This is a genomic window from Vibrio sp. 10N.222.54.E6, assembly GCF_041473955.1.
In the GTDB taxonomy this organism is placed as follows: domain Bacteria; phylum Pseudomonadota; class Gammaproteobacteria; order Enterobacterales; family Vibrionaceae; genus Vibrio; species Vibrio tasmaniensis_A.
Genome location: NZ_JBFRTD010000019.1, coordinates 16,577 through 30,086, shown reverse-complemented (window position 1 = coordinate 30,086; position 13,510 = coordinate 16,577). Strand labels below are relative to the sequence as shown.

At 39.8% G+C, this 13,510-nt stretch carries 10 protein-coding genes; 9 read left to right on the top strand and 1 reads right to left on the bottom strand.

The genetic code is table 11. The annotated features are described in order from the left end of the window. The first annotated feature begins 35 nt into the window (after window positions 1-35). From AB4513_RS12610 to AB4513_RS12570, 9 genes are all read left to right on the top strand, one after another. Window positions 36-1,595 carry a hypothetical protein gene (locus AB4513_RS12610; protein ID WP_102257444.1) on the top strand — a complete coding sequence of 520 codons (1,560 nt, stop codon included), beginning with the start codon at window positions 36-38 and terminating at the stop codon, window positions 1,593-1,595. A gap of 14 nt (window positions 1,596-1,609) precedes the next feature. Continuing rightward, window positions 1,610-2,176 (top strand): hypothetical protein, encoded by a 567-nt coding sequence (locus AB4513_RS12605; RefSeq protein WP_102257445.1) that lies wholly within the window; start codon window positions 1,610-1,612, stop codon window positions 2,174-2,176. Window positions 2,177-2,196: 20 nt separating this feature from the next. After that, the gene (locus tag AB4513_RS12600; protein WP_102257446.1) at window positions 2,197-2,631 is read left to right on the top strand and encodes a hypothetical protein; all 435 of its coding nucleotides are present in this window, start codon (window positions 2,197-2,199) and stop codon (window positions 2,629-2,631) included. 7 nt (window positions 2,632-2,638) lie between these two features. After that, on the top strand, window positions 2,639-3,355 hold the full coding sequence (locus tag AB4513_RS12595) for a hypothetical protein (RefSeq protein ID WP_102257447.1): 717 nt from the start codon (window positions 2,639-2,641) through the stop codon (window positions 3,353-3,355). 20 nt (window positions 3,356-3,375) lie between these two features. After that, window positions 3,376-4,635, top strand: coding sequence for a hypothetical protein (locus tag AB4513_RS12590; protein ID WP_102257448.1), 1,260 nt, complete (start codon window positions 3,376-3,378; stop codon window positions 4,633-4,635). Window positions 4,636-4,806: 171 nt separating this feature from the next. Beyond that, the gene (locus AB4513_RS12585) at window positions 4,807-7,962 is read left to right on the top strand and encodes a hypothetical protein (RefSeq protein ID WP_102257449.1); all 3,156 of its coding nucleotides are present in this window, start codon (window positions 4,807-4,809) and stop codon (window positions 7,960-7,962) included. 90 nt (window positions 7,963-8,052) lie between these two features. Next, window positions 8,053-9,522, top strand: coding sequence for a DNA cytosine methyltransferase (locus AB4513_RS12580; protein WP_102257450.1), 1,470 nt, complete (start codon window positions 8,053-8,055; stop codon window positions 9,520-9,522). Between the two features lie 132 nt (window positions 9,523-9,654). Then, window positions 9,655-9,894 carry a hypothetical protein gene (locus tag AB4513_RS12575; protein WP_102257451.1) on the top strand — a complete coding sequence of 80 codons (240 nt, stop codon included), beginning with the start codon at window positions 9,655-9,657 and terminating at the stop codon, window positions 9,892-9,894. Window positions 9,895-10,027: 133 nt separating this feature from the next. After that, window positions 10,028-12,415 carry a HipA domain-containing protein gene (locus AB4513_RS12570; RefSeq protein WP_157936393.1) on the top strand — a complete coding sequence of 796 codons (2,388 nt, stop codon included), beginning with the start codon at window positions 10,028-10,030 and terminating at the stop codon, window positions 12,413-12,415. A 47-nt stretch (window positions 12,416-12,462) separates the two neighbouring features. Here the strand turns inward: AB4513_RS12570 and AB4513_RS12565 are convergent, their stop codons facing one another. Further along, window positions 12,463-13,467 (bottom strand): hypothetical protein, encoded by a 1,005-nt coding sequence (locus tag AB4513_RS12565; protein WP_102257453.1) that lies wholly within the window; start codon window positions 13,465-13,467, stop codon window positions 12,463-12,465. Between the last annotated feature and the right edge of the window lie 43 nt (window positions 13,468-13,510).

Sequence of the window (13,510 nt, the reverse complement as noted above, 5' to 3'; positions counted from 1 at the left end):
TAGTTTATACATAGTATTATTTTTAGGAAGTTTATATGACCGCTGGAACGCATAATGAGTCCCATGAAAACATAAACGCATTGAGCGAAATGGAAAGCATTAGCGAAGACTCTAGCGGGATGCAGGATTCGAACTCCGCGACCGAAGATGCTCTATTAAATGAAATTTACGCTCAAGAACAACAAGAAGCTCTCAACTCTCTACATGAATCTAACTCTGAGTCTCAAATAGGGACTAATAACGAATTTGATGCTTTATCACTGGCTATGAGTCATAGTCAATCCAACTCTAAAATGAGTGATGATACGCATAACTTAATGACTGAGGTTAAGCCAGAACAGACTGAGGTCGATTCTACTTTTGATATTTCCGATACTTTTCATGCTGAATCAGATCAAGAGAAAGTTAACGTAGACGATGCGGAAAGTGCAATGGCAATGTTTGGCCAGCCAAGCCAAGAGTCAAACCACACTCAGACTGAGAATGTAGAACTTGATAAGGGTTTTGAGGCGCCTGAAGCCTTTAGTTCAGATCAAGCTATGGAGATGCTTCAATCACAACTAACATTTGAAACTCCCAGCCAAGACGTTGAAGCAGAATCAATTGAAGAGGTTGATTCAGAACAAGACAACATGGTGGAGGAAGAATCGTACAAGGCCCCAATCTACCTCCGTAAGTGGTTTATTCTCATTATCATGCTTTCGATTATCTCGGTCATGATTTTAGGGGTGATTTACTCATTTATGTCGGCCTCTGAAGGGGCAATCAAATCTCCACAACAAGCAAATGCTCAACCATTCAATCAAAGCCTGGTTAGAGAACAACCATCTTTAGAAGGCGGAACCGACCTTACAAAATCTGGCGTCGATCAATTATTTAATGGTTTAGCAGTTGGCGAAACTCTAGAAGACCGAGACTATACAGACTCAGACCCTATTACACGTAAAACCATTCTGACGTTAGAAAACGAAAACTTACAATTAAAAAGCGACCTTAGTGTAACTAAAGAGTCTCTTCAGCAGTCACAAAAAGACTATCGCCAAGTTTTAAGTGATAAAGAATTAACCATTTCAAAATTAAGCAAAGCTAATGATGAGATAGAAAAACTCAAATTAGATATCAAGTGGCTAAACAAAGATATAACTTCCAAAGTAACGAAAATTTCTAACTTAACATCGATAAATACGCAGCTATCTATCGATGTTGAAGCTGAAAAGCGCATATCTAAAAGAGAGAAGGAAGCTAGACTTGTAGCAGAAAATCGCTATGTAGAATTGGTTAATTCACGCTCGAAAGAACTCATGGATATAAATCAATCTCTTGGCCAACTCCAAACAGAATTCAAAAATGTTATCGACGAAAAAAACTCTCGCGATGCACATAAAAAATTGCGCCATCTGCTTTTTGTCAATGTTTCAAATGGAGTGGGCAAATTTTTCAAAGTTAAAGACGGGGAGCCATATGGAGAATTGCTCACGTTACAAACCGGCGAAAATTTAATAGGAAGAGGAGAGGTGTTAGCGGTTGACCCATATGGTTGCATACGGTTTAAAGATGGTAAGCAATATCAACCTGTTAACGGCTTCTGCCCATAAAGAGTTCTTATATCATGCTTAGTTCGTTTATTTCATTATTATCATATTTTACGTACTTTATTTACTTCTTTGCTATCGCAAGTGGGTTGATGATCATTTTAAGCGTGTTTCATAGCTTAGATAAATTAAAGACATCCAATCAACAAACAATGCAGCAAGAGACAAACGTAACAAACATAATGGTACGTTTATTGTTTGGCTTGATGTTAATCACCATAAATACCGTATCCATGATGCTGGCAACTTCCATAGGGGTTGATGGCCAGTTCATTAAAGACCCCTACGCTCAACTTGGTTACATGAATGGAGCGGTACCATCAGACGCAGAACTGAAGTTAGCCTTGTTTGTACTCACTATATCAAGGTGTATGGGTGGTTTTGCCTTAACCGTAGGTCTTAAGCACGGGCAATATGCCGGACACCCTCAAGAGCAAGTAAGAAAGTCAGCTCGCTTAAGGGCTATATGGGGTTTGGTGTGTGGCTGTATTTTTATATTTCCAGAATTTTGGATGAATCTAGCAGAAAGTTATTATGCAGATTTGTCTTATCTTAATGGCCTTTTTAAACGAATAAATAGCTAGAAACTCGATAAGGAAAAACAATGAAAAATATCACTCAAGAGACAAATAAAAAGTCTGTATTGTTGGCGTTAATTACGGCTGGCATCGTCGTAACCTCGCCATCGGCTTTTGCAGCAACAGGAATTGAAGTCATAGGCACTAACATAGTGCGTGTTATCGCATTTTTCGTTGGTATCGCATTCATTATATCAATAGGTGTGGGGGCGATGAAATGGCTAAGTGTGGGTTACAGCTTGGACAAACTTAAAGGGCCACAGCAAGATCCGAATGCAAGCAAAGACATTGGAATCGACTTTTTAAAAGGTCTGTGTCTAATCGGCGCTCCAGCTCTGATAGTTATGTTCATAGTTTCATTTTTCGGTACTACAGAAGTAATCAATTTTATGATGGGCGGCGAAAAGGGCTTATCTACAAGTGATATGCTTAATTTAAATCAGGGTCAAACAACAAAATAGGCAATTTATGAAACCACTTGCTATAAATCGTACTGAATGCGTTGATCGTTTATTAGAACAAGAAAACCCATTATTTTTGTCTCTGGCGAAGAAAGTATTAGCTAGAGATAATAAAAAATGTTTTCTGTGCGATTTTTCTGCATCCAAGATGCAGCAAGTGGTGACCAAAAATGGTTGCTATAAAGACAGTGATTTTACTTTAGATAATATGGTAACAGTTTGCCCTTTTTGCTTTCTAGGGCAACGACTTGGCCACGCCGCATTATTCGACAATAAGATCACTTTCGTATATCTACCCGAAATATCTCAACCCGACTTAAACAACCTGCAGCGACTCATGCATTACTATCAGTCTCATCCAGACATCCCAATGATTCATAAGAAAGAAACGGATATGACGGAGCAGGAGCAAGGCCTAATCGATTTCTCAACCCATGTTGAAGCTTTCCTTGGCGAGTTAGAGCAAAGAGTGTCAATGGTTACCAACGCTTATCGACATGCCAATCTGCACGATCAAAAAACATTGGTTACCATGCTGTTTGAAATGCCAGAGGATGCTTATGAAAAACGAATGAAATTTTTCGAACCTATCCGCTATCTCGTGGATACCGAGTTAGCAGATGAACTCAATAAGATATATTCAAAGGAAAACTTTGTATCTCTCAATGGTCACGTCGAAATGCTCTACAGTCGATGTCTAAACCTGTCTAGCCTGAAAGCATAGTATCTACCGAAGAGGGAACGATGGATTCAGGACTCAACTCATCACGACAACGCGATCAAAAAAAAGAACCAGTTCTAATTTGGAAGCTTAACCCAACAGGTCGACTAGATCACTGGTTGATAATAACTGTAAGTGGCAAGGTCAGTCGCTTCCATAGCAAATTAGCTATGGAAGAATCATTAAGACGTAGAAGCAATGGTAGATTCTATTGCAATGTCGACGAAACCACACTGCAGGAAATAGATGGCTGCAGCTTTCACTGCTTATCGCTGACGCCCTACGAATACAGAAGTCTTTTTTCAGTCTTGTCTATTTGGAATCCAGACTCAAATGATGACTCAGTACTACTAGATAGCTCACAAGACAACTTTGCCATCAAAGGAAATAACAGCCTTATTAAATGGCTAATCAAATATGACCGACACCTCAATATGCTGCGTCGTGAAACCCAACACCCAAATGCTCTCCCAAAACCAACTGGCAACCATGCTTTCTTAGGGCGATGGCTTGAAAGGGAAAGCATACGACTTTACCCGCAAGGGGTCGTCATGGATAAGCAAGTATTCTGTCAAAGGTGGGCTCCTACACACTGGACTGAATTATTAAAGCAAGGGTTGTTGCTTCAAGAACCTAAACGTAATCCAGCTCTCATTAAGGTGTGCCGTAAGGACCCCAAACGTATATTGCTTGTGGAGCAAATTGCGTTTGTCCTCGTTAATGTAACTCGTACGACCGTAAAGTTAGATTGGCCTGAAAAACAAAGTACGTGGATGTCAAATGTTGAACTGAATGCCATCAGTAATTTGGACAGCAAGCTGAAATTTACCATTGAAGATGTATTCACTGTCGACTCAAAGGCAGTTCAACATATCCAAAGTAATTGGGTAGAAGACGACACGCTGCAGTTGTCCGTTACTCATGGGATAGCAACAAGAAATTTAGTTAACGAATACAAAGGAACCTGGACAAGTGTTTGGTGGAAATGTGTAGAGCGTGCGAATTGGATAACAATAATTGGTGAAGTTCAGCGTTCACATCAAATCATTGCAACTGGCTTTGGCAATGGCTACGTCAGCTTCTTTTGTTGGGCCGGAGAAGTTGCCCAGCTGTGCGAAGTATTCAAAATGAAAGCAGCAGTACTAAAAGTGGAAGAAAAGGAATATGACGCTGAATTCCAGCAAGAATATATAGCAATTAAGCAGAAACAGCATCAAGACGAACATATTAAGAAATCAGAAGATCAGGTGAATTATGAACCCTTATCGTCATCCTCAATTTAACTCCTGCGCAATAGCGCAAAGCCTGTGTGAAGTTGAAATTCTATCGCCTGAATTACTCGAACAGCTCGATGGAATTGTCGATTACTCAACCCCAGCTTTACGAATTAATTATCTCACCTCGGTAATTGAAAAAAACGACTCTGACACGTCAAATACAGGGAAGCAATAACAATGATATTCTTTGATTTTTTTAACAAGCTGAGAGGAAATAAAAAACTTCAAGACGAATGTGCTCGATACATAGACCTTGAAGCGCCTTGTCTCATCGACCCTGCGACCATCTTAACTACACAAGGGGTTAGGTTATCGCTTGTTCGCCTGAATGGGTCAATGAACATACTCGGAGATGCAAAGTCGCAGGAATATGCGTTGGCATACAATAATGTCTTAAGCATTCTAAAAAGCTATTTTAATTCGGACAAAGTGTGTGTCGCCTGGATGTACGAACAAGATCCCAATTTCTCTAAAGACCTTATCAATGAGGTTACGCGACCTTCACGTATTGCTGGTGAAAAGCTAGGGATTGATGTCGAAGAAATGTATCAAGAACTGAACGGTGCGAATGCTGAAATCAGCATGGCTCAAGACAATGTGATTGCAATTTGGACGACGCCGACAACACAGATGGAATATGTTGATGGTAAGGTTGTTCCTGTCCAAACTGAAGAAATGCAACTTAGCAATATGCACAAAACTTTATTTCAAGGCGCGTCCAATCCTTTTCTTTCAGATAGTCAAGCCGTTGAAATACACTCAAACAATGTAAAGGTCATACTACAACAGCTTCGAAATGCGGATATCATTTGTGACAAAATAGAATCGAAAGAAGCAGCACAGTGGATGCTAACACGCATAAATCCGACTCATCCCAAATACACTCAACTCAATTTTATCGACGATAAGCGGATAGGTACTCCCACCCCTGGGGCGTGGATACTTAACCCCGATACAAACCAACTTAATATTGGAGCGTTCCTTGCAGAACCGTTGTCTGCTCAAATGGCACGTAAAACCATCGTAGAAGATGGTATCGATGGCGTTCTCAAGATAGGAAATCGCTATTTTGGAACGCATACGGTAGATGTACCTCCGAAACAAAACATACCTTTTAATATTCTACTAAAACGACTCAAAGGCGTTCCTTGCCGAATTACATTTATCATGAAGCCGAAATCGAAAGATATGTGGTCAAAGTTAAATGAAAGCATCAATAGAACCATTGGTGGCTTAACGCAAAAGAACAGAGAATATTACCAAAAAATGATTCTGATGGACTCATTCCATCAAGAGTTTGATGCACCGCCTGTCAATGTTCAAATCCTAATCACGACCTGGGGTGAATCTGAGCAAGATATCAATCGACATGGTGAAAGCTTGCAACAAGCTATGACGGATTGGGGGGGGGCAAGAGTTACTTTTGATAACATTAGTCCATTCCAGACGTATTTCTCATCTATTGCTGGTGTTAATAACGCCAGTCACAGCGACGGATTTCTAATTGGCGCGGATAAATTGGCCGATATTCTACCCCATCAATCTGAAAGTTCCATAAATGAGTATGGTCCGATTGTTATGCGCCATGAAAGTGGCAAGGTTTGCCTACTTAATCCCAACAACATTTATCAAGATTATGATTACACGTTGTATATTGCGCGTCCAAGACAGGGGAAGTCATTAACAATGAATGCCAAGTCCATAGCTTCGATGATGCCAGAGGGTGTAACTCACATGCCTTTAGTTGTATCTATGGATATCGGTCCATCTTCAGAGGGAGCTTTTCAATATCTACGCCTTATGATGGAGAAGAAATACGGTTCTGATCAAACAAAGAGACTCATCGTTTGCCAAAGATGGGACCCATCTAGTGATAATTGGAAAGTAAACCCACTGGATATAAGACTGGGACGTAAGGTGCCAACGAATCAGGAGTTTCAATTCATTATCAACTTTTATGCCTCTGTCTGCGCTGAACCGGAAACAGGTTTTCCATGCAAAGGTGGCAAAGATATTTTACAAGGTATTATTGAGGCAACGTTCCTACGCTTAGCGCAACGTAATGAAAGTAAAAAATTCAATGCAGCCATAAGCCCTGAACTCCAAAGTCTCACGAAAAAATATGGAATAGTGGTAAGTAAAACGTCTTCCATTAACTCGGAAACCATTTTATATAAATCCTACTTTGAAATTAGAGATGAACTCTTTCAGAAAGGTTCGATTGAGGGGGCATCACTTGCACATCGAATGGCGATGCCAACGATCGATGATTTAATCCAAACTTTAACGACAGACGCAGCTATAAAAAAACGTTACCAACGAATCTATCCTGAAGGTATAGAAACTATAGCATTCAAGTTAAGAGCTCACATAACGCTAATGCCGCATTTAACATCCAATACGACCTTGGACTTTGCCGACGCGCATGTGATCAGCTTTGACTTAAAGCCAATAGTGAGCGAATCGACTGATAACGAGTCTCGCATCCGACTTTTTGCTGAATACTTGCTGGCAATGAACATTGGCATGAAAAAATTCTTTATCAATGAAACGATCCTTAATGGTATGGATGATTTGTATCACGCCTATTGGAAGAAAGGCATAAACCAATATCGAAACGTAGACAAATGCCTGAACCTCGATGAGTGGCACGCATTAACCGTGAAAATGAATAATGATCGAGGCGATTCGATTTCGGTTCCTGTTGCGGGAGCAATGTATATTGAATGGCTTGTAAAAGAAGCGCCTAAGTGGAGACTTAACATTAACCAAGCTAGTCATTCCGCTTCTGATTTTACATCTACGATGAAAGAAAAAGCGACAAATGTGTTTATATACTCCGGCACTACAGGTAAAGAGATAGACACCCTAAAGAAAGACTTCAGCTTAAGCGAAACACAAGTTAAAGCTCTGACTTCTTTACATGGCCCTAATGGAAAGCAAGGTTCTCAAATGCTATGGCTATATACTGTCAACCTTCCAAATATGAATAGTATTCGTGGTTCAGCAAAAGTCGAATTCTTGTGCAAAGGTTCAATGCTTTGGGGGCTGAACACCTCTGCTAAGGACTTGCCACACAAACTTAGATTGGAGAATGAGCATGCTGGTAAACCCTGGCTTAAGGGTTTATGCAAAGCCTTCCCGTCCGGCTCTATGGAAAACTATCGAAATGGCTTAGTACAAAGCTTGCGAGAATCCAATATAGCCGCAGAACAAATGGAAAAAGGCATTGAAGAACAAATTTATGACAAATCAATTGTTGCGATGAATACTTTGCAATTTGGTACTGAAGTTATCGAAGACTCCGAACTAATTAAGCAGAAATACAGTTAAACACTGCTTTTCTATGATTCCGACGTATTTATGAACTAACGGGTAGTACGATACCAACAACTAACTGTACTACCCATCAGGAAATTTAGTATGTCTGCCATTACCATGTCTGCTACAGCTCCAGCCGGAGTGTTCACCAAGCAATTAACGATTACCAGATACAGTTGCGGTAAACGTAAGGTGCAACTATCTACAAATATCTTGGCGCTAATGGGCTTTAAGAAAGGAAGTAAAGTCGTAGAGCAAAACCTCGGTGATGGGCTAGGTTACGTCGTGAAGTTAAGCGAAAAACTGCCGTTACTAAGCAAAGTAAAAAGAATTTATTCTAGGACCTATAAGAGCGGTAGGAAAAACAACCCATTTGAATTGACGTTTGAGACATCATCCAAAGCGATACTCAATTCCATTCCAGAAGCGACCGATAAAGTACATGTATCCATATCCTACGGAGAATTTAGAGTCGTTCCTATTGTTAATCAACTAGCTGAGCGCTTGATGCAGGTTTTAACAAGTAAAAAACCGCTATCGTGCTTTTCAGCTTGCACAGCTGGAATCGATTGCCATGCAGCAGCAAGCGAAGGTTTTAAAATAGACCATGTGCTCGAATATAGACCGCGTAATGCATCGGACAAAAATGCTGATTTTTCAGAGTCAGGAATCTTATCTGCAATATCAAATGTCGAAGTCGGTAACGTGTTCAATGAAGATATTACCCATGTCAGTATTGATATGCTTAAGAAATATTACGCTGAAAAACCAAGCTCATTATTTACAATATCATTAGAGTGTTCTGAGTTTAGCCGCCTTAAATCCGCATCCGAACGGGAGGCATCGTTTCAGTCGGGCAACAGTAGCCTATCAATGGTTTATGACGGATTGAGAATTATAGATGGCCTTAAATTCCCAGTAGTATTAATGGAGCAAGTTCCCGGATTCAAAGATTCAGATTTATATAAGCTATGGGATTTAAGACTGCGCCAAATGGGGTATAAGACTAAAACGGCAGTTTTAGACGCAAGAGAATACGGTGGGGTAAGCAGTCGTGCTCGTCTGTTCCACTTTTCAACATTACTCCCAACAAAATTTGAATTCCCTAAGCCAACCCCACGCACCACAACGACTGTATGGGATCAACTGGTGGCCAAGTACATTCGAGAGCCGGTAACCAAAATAATCAGAAACAAGCCTGTGACAATGTATGGTCAGCTTAGGGATGTAACGGATACGAGTAGCGTTAAGAAAGGAATTGAAACAGGGAGAATCAGAACTATCTCCGAGTCGTCGCTGCACGCTCCGTCACTAACAAGAAGCCAAAGAAAACAGACTAAAGATGCAATATATATTGAGTACCAAGGGCGATATTTAATGCCATCTTTGGAACTAGAAGCAGAAATAATGGGTGTTCCTGAAGAGTTTGATTTGAATATGAATTCAATCAATTTGGCGAGTGCGATACTTGGCCAAGCTGTCGATTGGCCATTGTATAAAAGTATAATAAGTCAGGTGAAAAAACACTTATTACAATTCATATACGGGAAAGGCGAAGCAATGGTTTGGTGATAATCATTGTCGACTCAACTCTTACATCAGAAACAAACGTTAGGGTTGGTTACAAAGGAAGACCTCGCGAATTTCAGTAATAACACCCAACTCCTTACAAGATATCAAAAATTAAGTAGATGGAACTAAGACATGAAACAAGAAGATAATCGATATTTAGTGGCCATTTTTAACACAGAAGGAGTCGAGAGTGAAACTGGGTCTTTCTGTTTAATAGGCAACAAAGACACTGCGATAGAATATGCCCTAGAAAAGACTTCAGGAAAGGTCAAATTAAAGGCTGCTAACTTCACACTTATCGAATGGAGCGAAAAAGCTAAGATACCAAGGCGGGCGCTGGTTTCACCTTTGATTGCAGAATCGATATCTTAAATATAATATATACTGTAAATGAGAAATTTAATTTAGAGTGACGAATATGAATGCCAATATTTACATTTCTGGAGTTACCGCTTCACAAGTCAAGTTGGATAGACTAACAGCTACAGGGGAGGTGCTCCCGATAATGGCTAACGGTAAAACAACACGTTTGTATATTGACAGTCAAACTAGCTTAAATAACACATCTAACGCCAACCTGATCGAATATACTCTTAGAAGAGAAATGCCACTCATTTTCAAAATGCTTCAACTGTGGCCATCACCACAACAACGATTTGAATCGTTAATGGAACCATTAAGTAATGAATTGGGGCAATTTACCCAAACCGGCACGGCTAAACCTTCGATCAAAGGTTATTCGCTCAACAATACGGATACTATTCATATTTCGACATCGCCCCTAACAGATGGCCACGAGAATGTGATTTTTACAATTGAAAGTGAACTGATCAACAAGCAAGAGTTGTCCATGCTTGTTGAAAGTAAGAATCAATTAAGACATCAGTTTTTTAGCAGGTCGGCGTTTAAGTACTTTAGCTCAATAAGTTCTAGCGAAAATATAGAGAAGGTTAGAGGAAGCCTTGCCGCACTACATAATTACAAACCCACCCCATTGTCGCACTTAGCAACTTTTCCAGCAGAAATGTATCGAACAGAGAAAGGGTTAGAGAAGATCGTTATCAATGCTGTTCGTAACATCGAAGGTCTAAACTCAATTACAGACCTTGATACGATTGTTTTACGGTCAGCTTCGCACATCACTAAGATGAAAGCTCACTTCCCAAATCTGAGTCATACGCTAGATAACCTGTCTAAATTAAAATCGTATTTGAACAGTGATCAAAGGAGCGTACTGCAATTAAATATTGAACTTGAAGTCAACCACCTACGAGCATTCACAAAAGATGCATTCAGCCTGACTCACTACAACAAATCCCTATTCGATGTGGTAGTCACTAATAACGGAATGATAAAAGTCAGACCTGACGACTGGGCTTCATACACCAATTCATCAATGGTCAAATCTATCGAAAACTCATTCTTTGATAGCTTACTCCCTGAAGATGCAGGTCGAATAGATAGAAATCCGATGAATAAAATTACCAATGCAACAATGCTTATCGGTAACGTCAACATACAACGCATTCCTATTACCGCTATTGCGCCAAGAATGAAGTTCCCTAGCGACTCCATTCATGCATTGGAGAAAGAATGGAAAATGCCATCGAGTCCCATGTTTGTTGGTGGTTCAACAAGCTTACATTCAACTACTATCGATGATGCCGTAATATTTAAAGGGTTCTTTGAAGGTATCCCTCATATCGATAAAGAAAACTTCAAGAGTGACATGGTTAATCTTATGCAAGGAGAGAAAAGCGCGAAACTTTCAGGGGCTCAATTTAAATTACCGATAACTCTTTATGAAAAAAATGGTGAAAAACACATTGAAAGACAACGAGGTAACGATGGTTTTACTCACATTGCTAAAATGCCTATGCCGGATTTTGACCAGATCACACTTGCTGAATGGCTGGGGTTAACACTTCTTAAAGAGTCAGGCCTAAACGTAAGTAAATTTCAGATGGTGAGTTATGAAAATGAAATGGTGTCATACACAGGCGAAGAATCTTTGATTAATGAAAAGTCGATCAGCGAAGCGACGATAAACAACCAAAGCCTAGGAGATGACTTTGTGGATGAAACGGCCTTCTTTGATAATTTGCAGTCGAGTTTAACCACGGCTGTTAATCAGGTTACCGAGGTTATAGACAACTCGCAAAGCGTACCGTTTCTTATTTCGGAACGCTTTGATATTCCCTACGCTTCTGATGAAAACCCTCAAAAAACGATTTCATTAGATTTAGGTGCAGTCTGCATGACCACTTCATCCCAAAAATATGAACTCTCATTTGAAGACGTAGCTTCCAATGTTAAAAAGCGCTTCTCAGAAAAAGTTACCAATGAGGTCTTCAATGATATCTATAAGCAAATCATAGGTTCGTATTTACTTCATAATAATGATTTGCACCTAAAAAATATTACCGTTTTAGGTAACCAACAGGAAGATGGCACGTATGCATATAAAGTGAGCCCAATTTATGATGTGATACTAACGCCGCTAGTCATTACCGGTAACTTAAACGTAGAAACTCAAAAAGGTATTTACCGTTCAGCATTGTCCATAAATGGCACTCACTTTCCGAGCAAGATGGATATTGTTGAACTCGCTACGGGCCACTTTAATATACCAAAAGAGAGAGCATTGTCTGTGTTCGATGAAGTGATGAATAATATGAATGTAGCCGTCAAGAAGATGGTGAAAAATATTCCTGTAGAAATCAAAACGAGAGGACGCTGGTGTGACTGTATAGAAACGGGTCTAGCGATAGTTGAGCGAAACTTAAAACACATAAAAGAGCATGGGATCGCATATGGAGCAGCTCCTGAAACATCTGATGAGAGTATCAAGGAAATGAAAAGTGCAACGAATATAATGCCACAACTGTACTAAGTTTCGAACCAGTGGTAGGGGGATTGGCTTTTGATTGCAGGCATACATCATTCGTATTGATCACTACCTAGCAATCCTTCAATTTTCTCAACTTCCTCGCTTGGAATAATTGCGATCTTAGCATAACCATTCGCTTTCTTACCATAACTCCTAGAAGCTCTCATTACATCTGTATGTCCCATTTGGTCTGCAAGTTCTCGATTGCAGCCTGGGTTCATTGCTCGATGGTTAGCGGCATACTGAGTGCGGCCTACAGATAAAGATAGAGAATAGCCAAGATGTTTATTCGATAGAGCGAAAAGCTTTTGTCTAATACCTTCATAAAAGGCTTCGTAGCCACCAGCCGTAATAATTCGACCACTTTCTATAATAAACTTTTCTAACATTAACATATCCAATAATGAAAGATGACTTAAGTTGATACTTCGAGTCGTCGCCATTAAGCCAGATTGAATCATTTTTTTTGATTGATCACTTTTTATAGTATTGAGAACGTCAAGGGTAGGGGAATCTCCATCATAATTGATTTCCGCTCCATCAAGTTCATTGGGACGGATGTTGGTTAATATTCCAACTTCAAGCCACTGAACGGCCATTCTTTCTATATGAGACTTGGCTGCCATTCTCAACTTATAGATGTCATTCGAAAATATTCGTTCTGATTTTTCATTTTTTTTTGAAACCACTTCATCGACTTTCACAAGAGAAATATCAGCGAGTAAGTTACGCAAAAATGTAGCAGGGGCAAGATCATTAGAAAGAGCAGTGTTTAGGACGTTATTGAGACTGATACGGTAACGCTTCCAAGTTGAGGATTTAACATTAACTGCATGATTTTTAAGGGTGTATGTAATAATTTCACGCCAAATTGCTAATGAGGTTGAATTAAATCCCACCTCCTTACTGAACCCAGTAAGGATCGCATTTAGCCTTTCTAAATTGTAATTACTCATGGGTTTTATGAAATACCCACCATCAAATGAAGTCACTTCTCCCTTGTCTACAAACGCCGTAATTATTGGGCATGTTTTAAATTCGTTAGTGTCACCCATGATTAGTCGCCTTGATACAATTGAACTTGCCGATTAAGTTATA

Bases quoted from the DNA above. Each gene is read 5' to 3' on its own strand.
- AB4513_RS12605 (WP_102257445.1), top strand. From the start codon at position 1,610: ATGCTTAGTTCGTTTATTTCATTATTATCATATTTTACGTACTTTATT.
- AB4513_RS12600 (WP_102257446.1), top strand. From the start codon at position 2,197: ATGAAAAATATCACTCAAGAGACAAATAAAAAGTCTGTATTGTTGGCG.
- AB4513_RS12590 (WP_102257448.1), top strand. From the start codon at position 3,376: ATGGATTCAGGACTCAACTCATCACGACAACGCGATCAAAAAAAAGAA.
- AB4513_RS12575 (WP_102257451.1), top strand. From the start codon at position 9,655: ATGAAACAAGAAGATAATCGATATTTAGTGGCCATTTTTAACACAGAA.
- AB4513_RS12595 (WP_102257447.1), top strand. From the start codon at position 2,639: ATGAAACCACTTGCTATAAATCGTACTGAATGCGTTGATCGTTTATTA.
- AB4513_RS12610 (WP_102257444.1), top strand. From the start codon at position 36: ATGACCGCTGGAACGCATAATGAGTCCCATGAAAACATAAACGCATTG.
- AB4513_RS12585 (WP_102257449.1), top strand. From the start codon at position 4,807: ATGATATTCTTTGATTTTTTTAACAAGCTGAGAGGAAATAAAAAACTT.
- AB4513_RS12565 (WP_102257453.1), bottom strand. From the start codon at position 13,467: ATGGGTGACACTAACGAATTTAAAACATGCCCAATAATTACGGCGTTT.
- AB4513_RS12570 (WP_157936393.1), top strand. From the start codon at position 10,028: ATGGCTAACGGTAAAACAACACGTTTGTATATTGACAGTCAAACTAGC.
- AB4513_RS12580 (WP_102257450.1), top strand. From the start codon at position 8,053: ATGTCTGCCATTACCATGTCTGCTACAGCTCCAGCCGGAGTGTTCACC.